The following is a 19,148-nucleotide window of genomic DNA, read 5'->3' on the forward strand; positions in this document are numbered from 1 at the left end:
CCCTACAGTACACCTGCCGGGCACCGGAGTCACACCTGCCGGCCACCGGAGCTCGGTGTCGGTCCCGCGACGCGCGCGACGCCACGCCCGCGACGACACTGTGACCAGCCGCTCGTCCCCTGGAGGTCCCCCGTGTCCCAACCGTCCGCCGGCCTGCGCAACGTCGATCTGCTGGCCATCTACTGCAACGACCACCTGGCTGCCTCGACCGGGGGCATCGAGCTGGTCCGGCGGATGCTGGACGTGCACCGGGGGACGAAGTACGCACCCAGGCTCGAGCAGCTGCTGGCCGAGCTGCACGAGGAGAAGGCCGCGCTGAGCGCCACCATGGACGCCCTCGGCCTCCCGATCCAGCGGCACAAGCAGGTGGCGCTGTGGATCGGCGAGAAGATCTCGCGGCTGAAGCTCAACGGCCGCCTCCTGACCCGCTCCCCGCTGAGCGACCTGGTGGAGTTCGAGTTCCTCGCCTCCGCGGTCCGGGCCAAGCGCAGCGGATTCGAGACCCTGCGGGAGGTGGCCGACGCCGACGACCGCCTCGACAAGGAACAGCTCGACGGGCTGGTCGAGCAGGCCAACCGGCAGCACGAGTGGGCCACCGTGGTCCGGCGCGAGGTCGCCGCGCGGGTCTTCGGCGGGAACGACCACGCGTCGGACCGGGCGGCGGACTGACCCCTCCGGGTCCCGGCGGGCCCGGAACGTCCGCCGGAACGGGTTTGCCGCCCCCGCGGGTCGTGCACACCGGAGGAGGCCGATGTCGCCGCACCTCCCCGGTCGCGGCACCGCGTTCGTGCGGCCGGGCCGCGCCCGCGCCGCGACAACCACGGAAGGGGCTGCCGTGCGCGCAACGGGAGAAGCCGGGACCGGTCGGGTCGTCGTCGTGACCGGTGCGAGCGGGGGGATCGGGCGGGCCACCGCCGTCGCCTTCGCCCGCAGAGGGGACCGGGTAGCCCTGCTGGCCCGGGGCGAGACCGGCCTGGCCGGGGCCGCAGCGGACGTGCGGGCCGCCGGCGGCACCCCGCTGGTGATCCCGGTCGACGTCGCCGACGCGGCGGCCGTCGACGCGGCGGCGAGCCAGGTGGAGGAGGAGTTCGGGCCGATCGACGTCTGGTGCAACGTCGCCTTCAGCACCGTGTTCGCGCCCTTCGAGGAGATCACCGCCGAGGAGTGGGAGCGCGTCACCCAGGTCACCTACCTCGGGTTCGTGCACGGCACCATGTCGGCGCTGCGGCGGATGAAGCCCCGGGACCGCGGCGTGATCGTGCAGACCGGCTCCGCCCTGGCGTACCGGGGCATCCCCCTGCAGAGCGTCTACTGCGGGGCCAAGCACGCCATCAAGGGCTTCACCGAGTCCCTGCTGACCGAGCTCCGGCACGACGGCAGCAACGTGCACGTCACGATGGTGAACCTGCCCGGGGTCAACACCCCGCAGTTCGACTGGGTGCTCAACAGGCTCCCCGAACGGCCGCAGCCGGTGCCGCCGATCTACCCGGTGGACATGATGGCCGAGGCCCTCGTGCACGCGAGCGAGCACCCGCGGCGCCGTGCGTGGTGGGTCGGCAACCCGACCGTCTGGACGATCCTCGGCAACAAGGTCTGGCCGCAGTTCCTCGACTGGTACCTCGCCCGCAACGGGTACGAGGGCCAGCAGCGCGGTGAGCCGGCCTCTCCGGACGACCCGGTGAACCTCTGGAAGCCGGCCGACGGGCCCGACGGCCGCGACTTCGGCGCCCGCGGCAGCTTCCGGCACCGGACCCGCGACCGGGATCCGCAGATCTGGGCCTCCCGCCAGCACGGCACCCTCGCCGCGGCCGGTGCCGGGCTCCTGGCGACGGCGGTGGCCGCCTGGCGCCGCGACCGCTGACCAGTGGCGGGGCGGATCGAGGACTACGCGCTGATCGGGGACCTGCAGACCTCCGGATCATGTACGGCCTCGACAGCACCCGGCGGCTGCCGGAGCACGAGCTGCCCTGGCTCGCCGGCTACGAGGGCTCCGCGCCGGTACGGATCGGGAACGCCGCCGCCGACCAGTTCCAGCTCGACGTCTGGGGCGAGGTGCTCGACAGCCTGCACCTGGCCCGCGAGACCGGCATGCCGCACAGCGCGGACGCGTGGTCCCTGCAGCGGGAGCTCCTGGACTACCTGGAGGGCGCGTGGCACGAGCCCGGCAACGGCCTGTGGGAGGTGCGCGCCACGCGTCGGCACTTCGTGCACAGCAAGGTCATGGCCTGGGCCGGCGTCGACAGCGCGGTGCGGGCGGTCGAACAGCAGGGCCTCGACGGTCCGGTGGACCGCTGGCGGGCCCTGCGGGAGGAGATCCACGCCGACGTGTGCGCGAAGGGCTACGACGCCGAGCGCGGCACGTTCACCCAGTACTACGGCTCGCGGGGTCTGGACGCGGCCCTGCTGCTCATCCCGCGGTTCGGGTTCCTCGACTGGGACGACCCCCGGGTGACGGGCACCGTCGAGGCCGTCCGCCGCGAACTGGACGAGGACGGCCTCCTGCTGCGGTACCGGCCGGAGGCCGAGGACACCGACGACGGGCTGCCCGGTCCCGAGGGCGCCTTCCTCGCCTGCAGCTTCTGGCTGGTCGACGCGCTGAACGGCACGGGACGCCGAACCGAGGCGACGGAGTTGTTCGAGCGGTTGCTCGGGCTGCGCAACGACGTCGGGTTGCTGAGCGAGGAGTACGACACCCGGCTCGGTCGTCAGCTCGGCAACGTGCCGCAGGCGTTCAGCCACGTCGGCCTGGTCAACGCCGCCCGGCACCTCAGCGGGACGCACCCGGCCGAGCAACCCGGATCGGACACAGCCGGCCGGCTCTGAGCCGGCTGGTCCCGTGGGAGTCGGGCCGTCCGGACCTCAGGACGGCGTGAGTCCGGCAGCAAGGTGTGACAGATGTGCGCAAGTCCCCAGCGGCGGTGCTGACATCGTCGTGGGGCGGGAGGACGGCGCTTCCCGCAGACCCCATACGTGCTCACCGGCCAAGTGACTACGGTGCTCGCGATGGCGCGAGTCTTGGTGACGGGGATGTCAGGCGCCGGGAAGACGACGCTCTTGGCCGAGCTGGGACGCCGAGGTCACCTGACCGTTGACACCGACTACGGCGGGTGGAAACGTCCCGACGGCACTTGGGACGAACAGCGCATGGACCGGCTGCTGGCCACGCACCCTGAGGTGGTCATCTCCGGCACGGTGGACAACCAAGGCCGCTTCTACGACCGCTTCGAGCATGTCGTCCTCCTGAGCGCGCCTCTTGACGTGCTGCTGGACCGGGTGCGCACCCGGCAGAACAACCCGTACGGCAAGACGATGGAGCAGCAGGCCGAGATGGCCCGCTACCTGGACGAGGTCGAGCCGCTCCTGCGCCGAGGTGCCAGCCGGGAGCTCGACGGGCGACGTCCGGTAGCCGAACTCGCCGATGTGGTGGAGGACCTTCTCACCGGCAGGTCGTGACCTGCAGCTCGACCCAGCGGAGGTCACGCGCTGTCGTGCGACTTGCGCACAGAACATCTCACCTTGCTGCCGAACTCAGGACGGCGTGAGTTCGGCAGCAGGTGCCTCCGGGGTGCGAAGGAAAGGCACGTCTGGCCGCTCCGCCGGACGCTGAGCCACGTCACGGCACGGTTCAACGTCCGATGGCTCGGCTCGACCCGCGTGCCGACAGGCTGCGGCAGGCCTCGCACGGCGAACTCCCACCTCAGAGGGGCGGGCCGTCATGCCGGGCGGGGCCCCTCCCACCCGGGAGTCACCGTGCTGCCGGACTCAGGACGGCGTGTGCGCTTCCTCGGCGCTCGCGTTCGCCGCGTCCCGTTCGGCAGCCCGTGCCCGCTGCGGTTCGACGGTGTACTTCGGGTCCTTCGCGCTGGCCATGCCGGCGTCGAAGACACCGAACCGGGTGAGCGCGGAGCCGGCCGCCAGGAGGGCTCCCCCGAGCACCGCCGGCAGCCGGCGCCGGCCGGAGGCCAGCGTCAGCGCCGTCCCCACGACCGTGCAGGCCCGGGCCGCCTTCAGCAGCCGACCCGGGCGGCCGGCGCGGTAGGGCTCGCTGACCAGCCCGTGGCCGTGCTCCACCCGGTGCATCATCCCGAGCTCGATCGCGGCACCGGCGACCGCGACCTTCCGGGCGGGCCCGGCCTCCGCGACCGTGGTGCACGCCGTGGCGATGCCGCCCCCGGCGGCCATGGCCGAGCCGGCGAAGACCAACGGCAGCTCCCGGTGCGCCTCGTGCCACGAGGGCACCGCGGTGTCGGACAGCAGCGCCGCCGTGTAGGTGGTCATCGGTCCGCCGAGCACGGCCGCCCCCACCCCGGTGAGCATCCGCAGGCGCGGGAAGCGACCCAGCAGGTGGGCGGCGGCCGTCGCCGTGGCCAGGGCGCTGAACGGCGCCAGGATCCAGGACCCCACCGACAGCGGCGAGGTCGGCTTGAGCACCCGCAGCATGTAGAGGAACCGCGCCGGCCGGCCCAGGTCGTGGATGAGGAAGGCCACCGACGACAGCGCCCCGCCCCCGGCTGTCAGGTGCGCGACCCGCGCGAGCTGCGGCCGGCCGGTCAGCTCGGCCATCGTCCCCAGCAGCGCCGACGACCCGGCCGCCCCGCCGAGGAAGAGGTACAGCGGCACGTCCGGGGTCTTCCACACCGGCGGCTTGATCACCGGCCGCCCGTAGTAGGAGGTGAACTCCGCCTCCCCGACCACCGACTCGCCAGGACGCGGCGGGCGGCCCCCAGCGCGACGCCGTCGCTCCCGGTCCTCGGCCGGTGGCCCGTCCGCCCGGCGCCAGCCCGCCCCGGGGACGCCGTCGGCCGCCGTCACCGGCGTCGCCCCACGAACGCCGACGCCACCACGCCGACCACCATCGCCGCGCCCGCGGCGACGTGCCGCCACATCGACGGCAGGTCGCGGGTGGTCACCACCGGGTCCGGCGGGAGCCCGTACACCTCCGGCTCGTCCAGCAGCAGGAAGAAGGCGCCCGCGCCACCGACGCCGTCGTCCTCGTCGCGCCCGTAGAGCCGGACGCCCTCGACCCCCTTGTCCTGCAGCGCCGCCAGCCGGGCGTCGGCCCTGGCCCGGAGCTCGTCCAGGTCGCCGAACTGGATCGACTCGGTCGGGCAGGCGCTCGCGCACGCGGGCTGGAGCCCGTCGGTGAGCCGGTCGTAGCAGAGGGTGCACTTGAACACCCGCCCGTCGTCCTCCCGCTGGTCGATGACGCCGTAGGGGCAGGCGGGCACGCAGTAGCCGCAGCCGTTGCAGATGTCCTCCTGCACCACGACGCTGCCGAACTCGGTGCGGAACAGCGAGCCGGTCGGGCAGACGTCCAGGCAGGCGGCGTGCGTGCAGTGCTTGCAGACGTCGGAGCTCATCAGCCACCGGATCTCCCGGTCCGCCGACGGCGTCTGCTGCGGCGCGCTCTGCTCGGCCGTGGTCGCCGACGCCGGCACCCGGGGGTGGACGACGGGCGGGTCCTGCAGCGGCCGCTGACCGCCGACCGCGCCCGGCGCTCCCACCGTCGGCATCGGGAGGTCGACCGCGCGGCTCTGCTCGACGAACGCCACGTGCCGCCAGCTGTTGGCCCCGAGCATGCCGGTGTTGTCGTACGACGCCCCGGTCAGCCCGAGCTGCGCCCGGTTGCCCTCGGCGTCGTCCATCGGGAGCGTGTTCCACTCCTTGCACGCCACCTCGCACGCCTTGCAGCCGATGCACACCGACGTGTCGGTGAAGAAGCCGACCCGGGGCGGGTGGTCGTCGCCGTACCCGCGCTCGCCGGCGACGTCGGGGACCGGGCCGAACAACCGGTTCTGCGGGTCGTCCCCGGAGAAGGCGGTGCTCGCTGAACTGATGGTCGTCATGACCGCTCCTCGATCGGGGCCCGTCCGTTCGGTCCCAGCCGCCCGCTCGCGACGCCGGCCCGGCGGCGGTGGTCCTCGACGAACTCGACCAGCTCCGGCCCCCGGGGCCGGCGGCCGGGCCGGATGTCGCAGGTGGCGACCTTGGACTCCTGGATGTGCACGTTCGGGTCCATCACCACGCCGAGCAGCTCGTTCGCCGAGTCGCCGGTGGTGATGCCGTTCTGGCCCCAGTGGTACGGGATCCCGATCTGGTGCACCTCGCGGCCGGCGACCCGCAGGGGGCGCATCCGCTCGGTGACGAGCACCCGTGCCTCGATGGCGTTGCGGGCGCTGACCAGCGTGGCCCAGCCCATGTGCTCCAGCCCGCGCTCGGCGGCCAGCTGGGGGCTGACCTCGCAGAAGAACTCGGGCTGCAGCTCGGCGAGGTACTCCAGGGTGCGGCTCATCCCGCCGGCGGTGTGGTGCTCGGTGAGCCGGTAGGTGGTGACGACGAACGGGAAGACCTCGTTCATCGCGGGGTTGGCCCGGTTCCACGCTCCTCTGAGCTCCTTGCGCGCCGGGTTGGCCTGCCGCGCGTACAGCGGGTTGGGCACCGGCGACTCGGCGGGCTCGTAGTGGGTCGGCATCGGCCCGTCGGCCAGCCCGGCGGGCACGAACAGCCACGCCTTGCCGTCACCCTGCATGATGAACGGGTCCGTGCCGGCCAGCGCGTCCTCGGCCGTGGCGCCCTCGGGCGGGGTGTAGTCGGGCCGCTTGGTGGCCTGGAAGTCCGGGACGTCGGGCCCGGTCCACTTTCCCGCGTCCTCGTCCCAGTACACGTACTTCTTCCGCTCGCTCCACGGCCGGCCCTCGGGATCGGCCGAGGCACGGTTGTAGAGCACCCGGCGGTTCATCGGCCACGCCCAGCCCCACTCCGGCGCCACCAGGTCCTGCTCGGTGTGCGGCTTCTTGCGGTTGGCCTGGTTGATCTCGTCGGCGAAGACACCGGAGTAGATCCAGCAGCCGCAGCTGGTCGAGCCGTCGTCGGCCAGCTCGGTGTACCCCGACACCGCCGTGCCGTCCGGCCCCGTCCCGCTGATCTCGCGGAGCACCGCGTGCGCGCTGGGCTCCTGCAGCGGACCGTGGGTCGGGTAGTCCCAGGTGAGATCGAGGATCGGCCGGTCCCGCGGGTCGGTGGAGCCGGCGAGCTTCTCGCGGATGATCCGGCCGAGGTGGAAGTAGAACCACAGGTCGCTGCGGCAGTCCCCCTGCGGCTCCACGGCCTGGGAGTGCCACTGCAGAAGCCGCTGGGTGTTGGTGAACGAGCCGTCCTTCTCCACGTGCGCCGCGGCGGGCAGGAAGAAGACCTCGGTGGGGATCTGCTCGGTGATCAGCTCACCGGTCTCGATCTCCGGGCCGTTCTCCCAGAAGGTGGCGGACTCGATCATCTGCAGGTCGCGGACGACGAGCCATTCCAGGTTGGCCAGGCCGAGGCGGGACATCTTCCCGTTCGCGTTGCCGACGACCGGGTTCTCCCCCACCAGGAAGTACCCGGGGACGGTGCCCTGGATCTGCTCGGCGATCGTCGAGTAGTTGCTGTGGTCGCCGGTCAACCGGGGCAGGTGGTCGAAGCAGAAGTCGTTCTCCGGCTGCGCGGCGTCGCCCCACCACGCCTTGAGCAGGCTGACCGCGTACTTCCGCATGTTGCCCCAGTAGCCGACCGAGCCCGAGGCCTCGGCGACGAAGTCGTCCAGGTCACGGTCCTCGCGGGCGTGCGGCATCGGGATGTACCCGGGTAGCAGGTTGTAGAGCGTCGGGATGTCGGTCGACCCCTGGATGCTGGCGTGCCCGCGCAGCGCCAGGATGCCGCCCCCGGGGCGCCCCATGTTGCCCAGCAGGGCCTGCAGCACGCTCGCGGCCCGGATGTACTGGACGCCGACGGTGTGCTGGGTCCACCCCACCGAGTAGACGAAGGCGCTGGTGCGCTCCCGGCCGGAGTTGCTGGTCAGCGCATCGGCGACCTTGCGGAAGACCGCCGGCTCGATGCCGCAGACCTCCTGGACCAGCTCGGGGGTGTAGCGCGCGTAGTGGCGCTTGAGCACCTGGAAGACGCACCGCGGGTGCTGGAGGGTCTCGTCCCGCTGCGGCTTGCCGCCGACGGGCAGGCCGCCGCTGCCCGACTCCTCCGAGCTGCCCTCCGCGTGCTCCTCCGGGTCGGGCGCCGTCCCGGGCTGCCGACCGTCGCGGGAACCGGAGGCCCCCGGCTTGGGCCCCTGGCGCTGACCGGCCGCGGCGGTCACGGGAGCGCCCTCGTACTGCCACGACTTCTCCTCGTACTGCCCCTTCTCGGGGTCGTAGCCGGAGAACAGGCCGTCGAGGTCCTCGGTGTCCTGGAAGTCCTCCCGCAGGATGGCCGCCGCGTTGGTGTAGGCGGCGACGTACTCCCGGAACTCCAGCCCGTTGGACAGCACGTGGTTGATCAGCCCGCCGAGGAAGGCGATGTCGCTGCCCGCCCGCAGCGGCACGTGCAGATCGGCGAGCGCGCTGGTGCGGGTGAACCGCGGGTCGACGTGGATGACCGTCGCGCCGCGCGCCTTGGCCTCCATCACCCACTGGAAGCCCACGGGGTGGGCCTCGGCCATGTTGGAGCCCTGGATGACGATGCAGTCGGAGTTGGCCAGGTCCTGCTGCGGCATCGTCGCGCCGCCGCGACCGAACGTGGTCCCCAGACCGGGGACCGTGGAGGAGTGCTATATGCGCGCCTGGTTCTCGACCTGGACCGCGCCCAGGGCGGTGTAGAGCTTCTTCATGAGGTAGTTTTCCTCGTTGTCGAGGGTCGCCCCTCCGAGGCTCGCTATCCCCATCGTCCGGTTGACCCGCTTGCCGTCGACCTCGTCCTGCCAGGTCTCGCGGCGGGTCCTGATCACCCGGTCGGCGATCATGTCCATCGCGGTGTCGAGGTCGAGGTCCTCCCACTCCGTCCCGTACGGACGGCGGTAGCGGACCTTGGTCTGACGGGTCGTACTGGTGACCAGGTTCTTGCTGGCCGCCCCCTTGGGGCACAGCCGGCCGCGGCTGATCGGCGAGTCGGGGTCACCCTCGATCTGGGTGACCTTCTCGTCCTGGACGAACACCCGCTGGCTGCAGCCCACCGCGCAGTAGGGGCACACGCTCTGCACCACCCGGTCGGCGGTGGCCGTGCGGGGGGTCAGGGAGTTCGTGCGCTTGCTCCGGACGGCGTCGCCACGACCGAGCGGATCGTTCCCGGTGAGCTGCCGGACCACCGGCCAGGCGTCGAGCCAGGTCTTCATGCGCCCCTCCTGCAGAGCCCGCGCCGCCGGGAGGGGCGGACGGGTCGCCGGGCGTGCAGGCACGGTCTCGGTCGCACGCCTCGGCCCGTTCAGCTGCCGTATCCGACCCTAGCCATCCCCCGCGCTGCCTGCACGTCCGCGCGCTGCGCCGTGGTCGCCGGCTCGCCCGCACCGGGCTCGTCGCCCAGCATGGGGACGATGAGCGGGAAGCCGGATGCCGTCGTCGTCGGCTCGGGGCCCAACGGCCTGGCCGCGGCCCTGCGGCTGGCCGCCGCGGGGCTGCGGGTGCAGGTCCTCGAGCGCGACGACCGGCCCGGAGGAGGCATCCGCTCCGCCGAGCTGACCCGGCCGGGCTTCCTCTCCGACATCTGCGCCTCGGTGCACCCCATGGCGGCCGCCGCTCCGTTCTTCCGCGAGTTCGACCTGCCGTCCCGCGGCGTGCGGCTCCTGCACCCGGAGGTCCCGTACGCCCACCCCCTCGACGAGGGCCGGGCCGCGGTCGCCCACCGGTCGCTGGAGCAGACGGCCGACGGGTTCGGGTCCGACGGCCCCGCCTACCGCCGGTTGCTCGGCCCGCTGGTCGACGCGGGCGACGACCTCGTGGAGTTCTTCCTCGGCAGCGCGCTGCGCCGGTTCCCCACCCGGAGCCTCCCGGCGATGGCCTCGTTCGCCGTCAACGGCCTGCCCGACGTCCGCTGGCTGGCGCGCCGGTGGTTCCGCACCGAGGAGCCGAGCGCACTGCTCGCCGGGGCCGCCGCGCACGGGACGCTGGACCTCACCCGCGCGATCACCGGCGGGCTCGGCCTGCTGCAGGGGATGCTGGCTCACCACAGCGGCTGGCCGGTGGTCGAGGGCGGCTCGCAGCGGTTGGCCGACGCGATGGTCGTCGCCCTCCGGGAACAGGGAGGTGAGGTGGTCACCGGGCACGAGGTCACCGACCTGCGCGAGTTCGAGGACGTCCCCGCGGTCCTGCTGGACACCACCCCGCAGGCCTTCGTCCGGCTGGCCGGCGACCGCGTCCACGAGGGGTACCGCCGCTGGGTCTCCCGGTACCGCCACGGCCCAGGCGTCTTCAAGATCGACTGGGCGCTGTCGGAACCGGTGCCCTGGACTCATGCCGACGTCCGCCGCGCCGGCACCGTGCACCTGTCGGGCACCCTCGACGAGACCGTTGCCGCCGAGTCCGCCCCCTCCTCGGGACGCGACACCGACCGGCCGTTCGTGATCGCCGTGCAGCCGACCGTGGCCGACCCGACGCGGGCACCGTCCGGGGGGCACGTGCTGTGGGCCTACGCGCACGTGCCGAACGGGTCCGACGTCGACATGACCGACCGGATCGAGGCGCAGGTGGAGCGGTTCGCCCCGGGGTTCCGCGACACGATCCTGGCCCGGCACACCATGCGCGCACCCGAGATGGAGGCGTACAACCCGAACTACGTCGGCGGGGAGATCTCCAACGGCGAGGCGTCCCTCCGGCAGATGCTCGCCCGCCCGGTGCCCCGGTGGAACACCTACAAGACGCCCGTGCCGGGCACCTACCTGGCCTCGTCGGCCACCCCACCGGGACCCGCCGTCCACGGCATGTGCGGGGACAACGCGGCACGGGTGGCGCTGCGGGAGGTCTTCGGCGTGCGCACCGGGCCCCCGTTGCGGCCCCCCGCGGCCCGACGCCCCGGTTCGCGCGCCCCGGGTTCGGACCCCGGGGGCCGCGGGTAGCGGACGTGGTGCCGCACCGGTCCACCCGCCACAGCGCGAGGAGCACCCATGAGCGAACCGACCCGGAGCAACTCCACCAGCGACCTGCTTCAGTCGTTGAGCACCGACCTCTCGGCCCTGGTCCGGCAGGAGCTGCAGCACGCCCAGGCCGAGCTGGCCGGCAAGGCCAAGCAGGCCGGTCGCGCCGGCGCACTCCTCGGCGCCGCCGGCGTCCTCGGCGCGATGTCCGTCGGCAGCGCGACGGCCCTCCTGCTGCGCGCCCTGGACCGCAGGGTGAGCCCAGCCACCTCCGCCGCGCTGGCGACCGGGCTCCTCGCCGGTGGCGCCGGCGCGCTCCTCGGGGGTGCGCTCGCGGAGCTGCGCCGTGCGTGGCCGCTGGTCCCGGACGAGACGGTGGAGAGCCTGCGCGACGACGTCCGCATCGCCTCAGCCCGCCGCCCGGCCGCGGGCTGAGGCACCGCGGCGCTCAGCGCCGCGCGGCGTCCAGAGCGGGGCGCGGCGACCGCGACCGGTCGGGCATCGGGGGCACCGCCGGTTGCGGCGCGTCGTCCGCGGGCGCGGATCGGACGAGGCGCAGGACGAGCACGACGGCGGCCAGCAGGTAGACCGGGGTGCCGGCGGCCCACAGGACGGCGCCGGCCACCTGCTGGTCGGCCACGGGGTCGAAGCCGTGGTCGGCGGCCCGCTCGACGTACACCCCGTACCAGGGGCTGGACGAGAGCATCATGACGCCACCGAGCACGGCCTCGCCGAACGCCGGCACGAGCACGGCGACCAGCCCCGCCACGAGCTGGCCGAGCCGTCGGCGCGGGACGCGCAGCACGCACCACCAGAAGACGACACCCGCGGCGAGGAACGTCAGGTGCTCGGCGACGTGCACCGCCTCCGAGCGCACCGCCGCCTCGTAGGCCCCCGGCAGGTGCCAGAGGAGGACCACGGTCAGGTAGCCGACGGCCACCCCGAGCACCACGGCGGGACGACGGGCACCCCGGGCCACCGCCGACCACGGGCGGGCGAGGACCTCGCGGGCCCGGGGCGGCAGCGCGGTGAGCACGCGCGGCACCGGATCGGCGAGCACGAGCAGCGGCGCGGCGACGATGGTCAGCAGCAGGTGCTGCGTCATGTGGGCGGTGAGGGAGTCCTCCGCCAGCCGCTCCAGCGGCGAGGCGAGGGCGGCGCCGAGCGCGGTCAGGCCGAGCAGCCAGGCCGCCCCCGGTCCGGCCGCCGCCCAGGGCGAGCGACGACGGGGCGCGGTCCAGGCCAGCAGGCAGGCGTAGCCGAGCGCGGCCAGCCCGAGGAAGGCGATCGTCGCGTACGACCAGTCGCCGCCCCCGCCGAGCGGGTGGGCCAGCGTGCTGCCGGGGACCGGGGCGCCCCTCACCGCGCCGGCCCTCCGGCCACCACGTCGAGGACCGTGTGCATGCCCGCGGCGTGGTGGCCGGTCACGGTGCACCACAGCTCCACGCGCTCGTCCGCCGCCACCGCGAACGCCAGCTCGTGCGCCTCGCCCGGGTCGAGCACCGGGGTGACGGCACGTTGGTCGCCGTCGACGCGGACGGCGAGGTCGTGCGGCGCCGCTCCCGCGTTGGTCACCACGAGCCGGATCTCCCCCGGGAGCAGCGGACGCCCCTCGGTCACGATCTCCCACTCGGTCAGCCCGACGCGCTGGTCGGCGGCCGGCGGCGCGGGTGCCGCCGGTGCCGTGGACGAGGCCCCGGCCGCGCACCCGCTGAGGAGGACCGCGAGCCCGAGCGGCACCAGCCGCCGGTGCGCCCGGCGCCCGGTCACGGCTCCTCCAGCAGGGCGCGGACCGCGTCGGCGGCCGGGTGGTCGGGGGCCAGCTCCAGGAACCGCCGCAGCGTGGCGGCCGCCGCGTCGTCGGCGAGCGCGTGCTGCGCGGACCCCAGCATGAGCAGCGCCTCCGGGTGCTCGGGGTGCTCGGCCAGCACGGTCTCCACCACGGGGCGGGCCTCGCCGGGCCGATCGTCGCGGAGCAGGGCGAACGCCAGCGAGAGCGCCACCGCCGGGTCGCCCGGCCGCTCCTCGAGCACCGCCCGGTAGCCGGTCGCCGCCTCGGCGAAGTGCCCGGCGTCGTCCAGCGCCCGCGCCTGCCGCAGCAGCTCGTCGGCGGGGTCGGCGCCGACCGCGCCCGGGGCGCTCACCGGTGCGGATCCCTCTTCGGCGGCGTCGGCGGCGGCGGGCGCCGCGGCGCGGGGGACGGCGACCAGGGCGACGGCGCCGGCCGCGGCCACGGCGACCACCGGGACGACGACCGCCGGTCGCGGCAGCCATGTCCGCCGCACCCGGACCGGCCTCTCCTCCGGAGCCGGGGCGCCGCCCTCACCGAGGTCGTCGGGGACCGGCTCCCGCCGGGGGGCCGACAGCCGCAGGATCTCGGCCAGCAGCTCGTCCTCCGCGGCGCGCGCCTGCGCGGTCGTCCGCGGCCCGGACCGGACGTCGTCCAGCAGCTGCAGGGCCGCCTCCAGGCGCTCGTCGTCGCCCGACCCGGTCAGCCGGTCCGGCCGCGCGGCGGCCGCGGCCACGGCGGCCTCGGCCGCCGCGCGGTCGGCGTCGGTCAACGTGATTCGGCTGCCCGGCCGCCGGCGGGAGACCAGGACGCCGACCGCGACCACCCCGCCCACCAGGGCCACCCCCGGCAGGACGACCAGCGCCCAGCCCACCCCCTCCCGGGGCGGGTCGAGCAGGATCCACTCGCCGTAGCGCCCCACGAACCAGGCGCGGATCTCCTCGGGGCTCTCGCCCGCCGCCACCTGCTCGGCGATGACCGCCCGCATCCCCCGGGCCGCCGGCGCCGCCGAGTCCGCCGCGGACTCGCCCGCACAGGTGGGGCACCGCAGTCCGGCCGCGATCTCCCGCGCGGTCGCCGCCGGATCGGGCTGCGTGACCGGCTCCTGGCGCCACCACAGCGCGGCGACGAGGGCGAGCACCGCGAGCACGACGGCCAGGACCCGCGCCCGGCCGCTCACCCCGCCTCCAGCCGCGGCAGCACCTCGTCCGCCAGCCACGCGGCGGAGACCGCGCCCACCCGGCGGGCGACGACCGTGCCGTCCCGGTCGACGACGAAGGTCTCGGGCACACCCGTCGTCCCCCACTCCACGGCCAGCCGGCCGTCGGCGTCGGCCACGCTCGGGAACGGGGTGCCGCCGACGCCCGCGAGGAACTCGCGGGCGGCGTCGTCGTCGTCGTTCACGTCGATGCCGACGACCCGCAGGCCCTGCGGCCCCCACTGCCGCGCCGTCTCGACCAGCAACGGCATCTCCTCCCGGCACGGCGCGCACCACGAAGCCCAGACGTTCACGAGCACCACCGAACCGCGCAGGTCCGCGAGGTCGACGTGCCCACCGTCCAGGGTGGCACCCGCCAGGGCCGGGGCCGGGCTCCCCACGATCGCCGTGGAGGGGGCCCCCTCGGGCCGGTCCAGCGCGAGCGCGAGCGGCACGGTCAGCACCAGACCCACGAGCAGGGCGGGGACCAGCAGCAGCCACCGCCGCCGGCCACTCACCGCTCCCCCGACGACAGGCTCGACGCGGGTTCCTCCGACGCCTGCTGCCCCCGCCGGACGCGGCGGGCGGGCCAGCCGGCCACCGCGGCCCCCAGCGCCATCACCCCGCCGGCGATCCAGAGCCAGGAGACCAGCGGGTTCACCGCGATCCGGACCAACGCCCACCCGCCGTCCGGGTCGACCTCGGTGACGGTCAGGTAGACGTCACCGGCGAGCGTGGACCGGACCGCCGGCGAGGCCACCGTGATGGAGTGCGCGGGGAACGTCCGCAGCTCGGGCGCGGCCGCGCCCCTCGCCCGGCCGGCCTCCTCCAGCTCCAGCCGCGCGACCACGCGCATCTCCTGCGCCGTCCGCTCGCGTTCCACCGATTCCAGCCGCGCCGTCCAGCCCGCCGCGCTCACCGCGTCCCCCACCGCGACGCGCTGCTCCGTCGCCGTCGCGAAGGAGGAGGACGCCGCCACGGCGACGGCGGCCAGCGCCACCCCGACGTGCACGACCAGCCCGCCGTACAACCGGCGCCGGCGGCGGCCGGCCTCCAGCAGCGCCCGCGGCCACGACCGGCCGGTGGCCCGCCGGACGACGCGCGTCCCCTGGCCGACCAGCTGCACCGACGTGGCCAGGACGAGGGCGGCCAGGCCGAACGCGGTCAGCGCCGCGGCGCCGGAGACGCCCAGCACCACCAGCAGCGCGACCAGCCCGACGGCGACGGCGACCGGCACCGCCACCCGGCGGGCGAGCGCCGGCACCGAGTCGCTCCCCCACGACACCAGCGGACCCAGCGCCATCAGCAGCAGCACGACGAGCGCGACCGGCACCGCCATCTGGTTGTAGTAGGGCGGGCCCACCGACACCTGGCGGCCGTCGGCCAGCTGGGCGAACACCGGGAAGAGGGTGCCCAGCAGGACGGTGAAGGCCAGCCCGACCAGCAGCACGTTGTTCCCGAGGAACACCGTCTCCCGGGAGAGCCGGGCGGACAGGGTCCCGTCGGGCCCGAGCCGGTCGGCCCGCCACACCAGCAGCACCGCGACGACGACCAGCACGACGGCGACGAACCCCAGGAGCAGCGCACCCAGCGACGACCGGCTGAAGGCGTGGACGCTGTCGACGATGCCGCTGCGGGTCAGGAACGTGCCGACCAGCACGAGCACGAAGGAGGCGACGGCCAGGCAGACGTTCCACACCCGCAGGGTCGCCCGCCGCTCCTGCACCATGGCGGAGTGCAGCAGCGCCGTGGCCGTCAGCCACGGCAGCAGGGAGGCGTTCTCCACCGGGTCCCACGCCCAGTAGCCGCCCCAGCCCAGCACCGCGTAGGACCACCAGGCGCCGAGCACGATCCCCAGCGTCAGGAAGGTCCAGGACACGAGGGTCCACCGGCGGACGGCCAGCAGCCAGCCGCGCCCGGTGTCCCCGGTGACGAGGGCCGCGACCGCGTAGGCGAAGGGGACCGCGAGTCCGACGTACCCCAGGTACAGCAGCGGGGGGTGCGCCCCCATGAGCGGGTTGTCCTGCAGCAGCGGGTTCGGGCCCGGGCCGTCGGTGGGCGCCGGGGAGACCCGCTCGAACGCGTTGCCCCCGAACAGCGCGAGCGCGAAGAAGAAGGCGGCGACGACCGACAGCGTCACCAGCACCCAGGGGTGGTGCCGGGCGGCCCGCGCGTCCGGGCGGCGGGCGACCGCGGCGGCGTAGCCGGCGAGCACCACCAGCCAGAGCAGCAGCGACCCCTCCAGGGCGGACCAGAGGCTGGTCACCGTGTAGTACAGCGGCACGGCGCGACCGCCGTTCTCCGCCACGTACCGCACGCCGAAGTCGTGGGTGAGGAGCGCCCACTCGAGCACGGCGGCGGCCGCCAGCGCCGTCCCGAGGACGGCATAGGTCAGCCGCCGCGCCGATCCGGCCGGCGCGCGGCCCGTCGCGACGCCCACCCAGGCCGCCACGGACGTGAGCGCGAGGACGAGTCCCGAGGCCAGCGAGGCGGTCCCGAGCAGCGCCGTCACCCGGTCTCCCCGATCGGCTGGTACTCGTTGGAGTGCTTGACCAGGACCAGGTCGCCCACGAAGACGCCGTCCGCGCGCAGCCACCCCTCGACGACGGCGCCCTGCCCCTCGGCGAACACCGCCGGCAGTGCCCCGGAGTAGACGACGGGAAGGGTCCCGACGCCGTCGGTGACGGTGAACCGGGCCTCCGCGCCGACGCGCTCCAGGGAGCCGGCCTGCACCAGACCCCCGAGGCGCAGCCGCTCGTCCTCCGCCGGCTGCTCCGCGACGACCTCCGTCGGCGTGCGGTAGTAGACGAGGGTGTCGGCGAGCCCGCTGACCCCCAGCAGGGCGAGCGCGCCGGAGACCGCCCCGACCACCACCAGCAGCCGGAGCGACAGGGTGCGCCGCCGCGCGGTGGACCGGCTCACCGGTCACCCCGCCCGGGCCGGGTGGCCCACAGGTACCCGGCCCACACCAGCAGCGTGAGCAGGTAGCCGAGGACCACCGCCAGCTGCCCGCTCACCGGCCGCCCCCGGGGACGACGGTGATCACCGGCGCCTCCTCGCCGCCGGCACCGGCGGGCGCGCCGGCCGGCTCGGACGCCTCCGCCCGCAGCCGGGCGACCCGGCGGCGGACGACGAGCACCGCGAGGAGGGTGAAGGCGAGGACGCCCGCGCCCAGCGCCCACGCCATCGTGGCGTGGATCGGTGGGCTGCCCTCGGGGCCGAGCACGGTGGGCGGCTGGTGCAGCGTCCGCCACCAGACGACCGAGAAGTGCACGACCGGCACGTTGAGGAAGGCGACGATGCCGATGGCCGCGGACCGGCGGGCGGCGACGTGCGGGTCGTCGGCCATCCGGCGGACGCCGAGGTAGGCGACGTAGACCAGCAGGAGCACCGCCGTCGTCACCAGCCGGGCATCCCACGTCCACCAGACGCCCCAGACCGGGCGGCCCCACAGCATGCCCAGCGCGATCGCCAGCGCCGTCAGCCCGACGCCCAGCTCGGCGGCCGCCTGCGCGTACCGGTCGAAGCCGAGCTCACGGCGCACCAGGTAGCCCACGCTGCACACCAGCACGGTCGCGAACGCCAGGTAGGCCACCCAGGCGGCCGGGACGTGCACGTACATCAACCGCTGCGCCGGACCTTGCACCCCGTCCTCGGGGGCGACGACGAGCGCCAGGACCAGCGCGACCGCGGTCGCCCCGGCAGCGGCGGCGGGGAGGAGCGCACCGCCGGGCACCGGAGTCCTACGCACGCTCGCTCCTCCTGTCGACCGGTCCCCGCCCGGGAAGGCCCGGGGACGGCTGGGTCAGCGGGGACCCGGCCAGCCTCTCACTCCTCCAGGAGGAAGGGGAAGACGGCCCAGGCGGTCGCCCCGGCGACCAGGTCGTAGGCGACCAGCAGCACCAGCCACGGGAGCGGCTCCGCCACGACGCCGGCCTGCGTCCCGGCCAGCAGGGCGGGCAGCCCGGCGGGGAGCACCAGGGCCGCGAGCAGGCCCGCACCGCGGGCCGAGGCCGCCAGCAGGGCGCCGAACACCGTGGTGCTCGCCGCGACGCCGCCCAGGCCGAGCGCCGCCGCCGCGCACCCGGCGAGGGAGACGGGGCCGTCGAGGAGCAGGACGGCGAGGACGGTCCCCGTGGTCCAGGTGACCGCGAGCGCGGTCCAGAGGACGGCGGCCTTGGCGAGGAACAGCGCCCCGGCCGGGACCAGGCCGCGCAGCAGGTCCCAGGAGTCCTCGTCGCGCTCCGCCGCCGCGACCAGCCGGGCCAGCGGAACCGCGGCGGTGAGCACGAGCAGCCAGACCAGGCCGGGCGCGGCGGCCCGGAGCGCGACGGGGTCGGGGCCGAGCACGAGACCCCCCAGCACGACCCCGGCCGCGACGAACGGCAGCACCGAGGCGAAGCCGTCGACGCCACCCAGGGCGATCCGCGCATCCCGCCGGACCAGCAGGGGAACGGTGCGCAGCACGCCGGCGCGGCCCTGCCGCTGTCCACCTCCCCCGCTCACCCGAGCACCGTCGCAGCTCCCCCGACGAGCTCCAGGCGGGCGTCGACCGGGCCCAGGCCGGCGGCCACCTCCGAGCCCGCGACGAGCACCGCCGCCCCGTCACCGGCCAGGTCCTCGACCGTCCGGCGCACTGCCTCGCGTCCGGTCGCGTCGAGGTGCTCCATGGGCTCGTCGAGGCACACCACCGCCGGGGTCACCACGCGGGCCACGGCGAGGGTCACCCGCGCCCGCTGCCCCGCCGAGAGGCGGCCGGCCTCCTGTCCCCACAACTCCTCGGGGAGCCCGCACGCGGTGAGGGCCGCCGCAGCGGCACCGGCCGGCTGCTCCCGGCCGGCCAGGGCGCCGGCGAACGTCACGGCGTCCAGTGCCCGCTGCCGACGGCGCGCGGCCGCCCCGGGGCGCAGGTACAGCGCGTGCCCGGTCACCGACCGGGTGCCCGACGTCGGCTCCACCAGCCCCGCCGCGATCCGCAGCAGCGTGGTCTTGCCGGCGCCGTTCCCCCCGCCGACGACGCAGACCGCGCCGGCCGACAGCCGCAGCGTCAGGGGGGCGAGCGCGGTCCGCCCGCCGTAGCGGCGGGCCACCTCCTGCAGGCACAGCACCGGCGGTTCCCCCGCGGCAGGGCGGCCGGTCCTCGACTGGGTCATCGTGCCGAGGATGGTGCCACCGCCGCCCGCGCCCGGGCCGAGCAGCTGCGGTTGTGCGGCCGAAGCCAGCCACTAGGGTCGGACGGGACCGCACGGGAGCCCTCCCCGGAGGGGCAGCCCGACCAGCCCGCCACGGAG

General features: G+C 75.1%; 17 protein-coding genes and 1 pseudogene. 6 read left to right on the forward strand and 12 right to left on the reverse strand.

All coding sequences use genetic code 11. From position 1 onward, the window contains the following. Positions 1–132 precede the first annotated feature (132 nt). The 4 genes from ACI799_RS16675 to ACI799_RS16690 all read left to right on the forward strand — a co-directional run bounded on the left by ACI799_RS16675 (position 133) and on the right by ACI799_RS16690 (position 3,453). A complete protein-coding gene (locus tag ACI799_RS16675) occupies positions 133–669 on the forward strand; it encodes a hypothetical protein (protein ID WP_456589298.1) in 537 nt (178 codons plus the stop codon). 166 nt (positions 670–835) lie between these two features. Further along, positions 836–1,861 carry an SDR family oxidoreductase gene (locus ACI799_RS16680; RefSeq protein ID WP_456613503.1) on the forward strand — a complete coding sequence of 342 codons (1,026 nt, stop codon included), beginning with the start codon at positions 836–838 and terminating at the stop codon, positions 1,859–1,861. Positions 1,862–1,920: 59 nt separating this feature from the next. Next, a complete protein-coding gene (locus ACI799_RS16685) occupies positions 1,921–2,823 on the forward strand; it encodes a glycoside hydrolase family 15 protein (protein WP_456599526.1) in 903 nt (300 codons plus the stop codon). A 180-nt stretch (positions 2,824–3,003) separates the two neighbouring features. Then, a complete protein-coding gene (locus ACI799_RS16690; protein ID WP_456589301.1) occupies positions 3,004–3,453 on the forward strand; it encodes an AAA family ATPase in 450 nt (149 codons plus the stop codon). A 309-nt stretch (positions 3,454–3,762) separates the two neighbouring features. Here the strand turns inward: ACI799_RS16690 and nrfD are convergent, their stop codons facing one another. The 3 genes and pseudogenes from nrfD to fdh all read right to left on the reverse strand — a co-directional run bounded on the left by nrfD (position 3,763) and on the right by fdh (position 9,136). Continuing rightward, a complete protein-coding gene (nrfD, locus tag ACI799_RS16695) occupies positions 3,763–4,695 on the reverse strand; it encodes an NrfD/PsrC family molybdoenzyme membrane anchor subunit (RefSeq protein ID WP_456613504.1) in 933 nt (310 codons plus the stop codon). Between the two features lie 113 nt (positions 4,696–4,808). Further along, entirely contained in the window at positions 4,809–5,846 is a 1,038-nt protein-coding gene (locus ACI799_RS16700) for a 4Fe-4S dicluster domain-containing protein (protein WP_456589303.1), read from the reverse strand. Further along, positions 5,843–9,136: pseudogene (gene fdh, locus ACI799_RS16705) on the reverse strand (formate dehydrogenase). The gene ACI799_RS16700 and the pseudogene fdh overlap by 4 nt, the downstream one beginning before the upstream one ends. Before the next feature lie 198 nt (positions 9,137–9,334). Here fdh and ACI799_RS16710 point away from each other — a divergent pair. Both ACI799_RS16710 and ACI799_RS16715 read left to right on the forward strand, forming a co-directional pair. Further along, positions 9,335–10,852 (forward strand): phytoene desaturase family protein, encoded by a 1,518-nt coding sequence (locus tag ACI799_RS16710; RefSeq protein WP_456613505.1) that lies wholly within the window; start codon positions 9,335–9,337, stop codon positions 10,850–10,852. Positions 10,853–10,900: 48 nt separating this feature from the next. Continuing rightward, positions 10,901–11,305: a phage holin family protein gene (locus tag ACI799_RS16715; protein ID WP_456589305.1), complete on the forward strand. Its 405-nt coding sequence runs from the start codon at positions 10,901–10,903 to the stop codon at positions 11,303–11,305. A gap of 13 nt (positions 11,306–11,318) precedes the next feature. Here the strand turns inward: ACI799_RS16715 and ACI799_RS16720 are convergent, their stop codons facing one another. The 9 genes from ACI799_RS16720 to ACI799_RS16760 all read right to left on the reverse strand — a co-directional run bounded on the left by ACI799_RS16720 (position 11,319) and on the right by ACI799_RS16760 (position 19,010). Next, entirely contained in the window at positions 11,319–12,233 is a 915-nt protein-coding gene (locus ACI799_RS16720) for a cytochrome c oxidase assembly protein (RefSeq protein ID WP_456613506.1), read from the reverse strand. Next, complete coding sequence (locus ACI799_RS16725) at positions 12,230–12,640, reverse strand: hypothetical protein (protein ID WP_456589307.1); 411 nt, start codon at positions 12,638–12,640, stop codon at positions 12,230–12,232. The genes ACI799_RS16720 and ACI799_RS16725 overlap by 4 nt, the downstream gene beginning before the upstream one ends. Beyond that, positions 12,637–13,839 (reverse strand): cytochrome c-type biogenesis protein CcmH, encoded by a 1,203-nt coding sequence (locus ACI799_RS16730; RefSeq protein WP_456613507.1) that lies wholly within the window; start codon positions 13,837–13,839, stop codon positions 12,637–12,639. The genes ACI799_RS16725 and ACI799_RS16730 overlap by 4 nt, the downstream gene beginning before the upstream one ends. Beyond that, the gene (locus ACI799_RS16735; RefSeq protein ID WP_456589309.1) at positions 13,836–14,375 is read right to left on the reverse strand and encodes a TlpA family protein disulfide reductase; all 540 of its coding nucleotides are present in this window, start codon (positions 14,373–14,375) and stop codon (positions 13,836–13,838) included. The genes ACI799_RS16730 and ACI799_RS16735 overlap by 4 nt, the downstream gene beginning before the upstream one ends. Continuing rightward, on the reverse strand, positions 14,372–16,369 hold the full coding sequence (locus tag ACI799_RS16740; protein WP_456599523.1) for a heme lyase CcmF/NrfE family subunit: 1,998 nt from the start codon (positions 16,367–16,369) through the stop codon (positions 14,372–14,374). Before ACI799_RS16740 ends, ACI799_RS16735 begins: the two co-directional genes overlap by 4 nt. After that, positions 16,366–16,779, reverse strand: a complete 414-nt coding sequence (locus ACI799_RS16745; protein ID WP_456589311.1) for a cytochrome c maturation protein CcmE — start codon at positions 16,777–16,779, stop codon at positions 16,366–16,368. Before ACI799_RS16745 ends, ACI799_RS16740 begins: the two co-directional genes overlap by 4 nt. 91 nt (positions 16,780–16,870) lie before the next feature. After that, positions 16,871–17,608: a cytochrome c biogenesis protein CcsA gene (ccsA, locus tag ACI799_RS16750; protein ID WP_456613508.1), complete on the reverse strand. Its 738-nt coding sequence runs from the start codon at positions 17,606–17,608 to the stop codon at positions 16,871–16,873. 77 nt (positions 17,609–17,685) lie between these two features. Continuing rightward, positions 17,686–18,363: a heme exporter protein CcmB gene (locus ACI799_RS16755; RefSeq protein ID WP_456589313.1), complete on the reverse strand. Its 678-nt coding sequence runs from the start codon at positions 18,361–18,363 to the stop codon at positions 17,686–17,688. Further along, positions 18,360–19,010 (reverse strand): ABC transporter ATP-binding protein, encoded by a 651-nt coding sequence (locus ACI799_RS16760; protein ID WP_456589314.1) that lies wholly within the window; start codon positions 19,008–19,010, stop codon positions 18,360–18,362. The genes ACI799_RS16755 and ACI799_RS16760 overlap by 4 nt, the downstream gene beginning before the upstream one ends. Between the last annotated feature and the right edge of the window lie 138 nt (positions 19,011–19,148).

Source organism: Blastococcus sp. SYSU DS0753 (genome assembly GCF_054051175.1).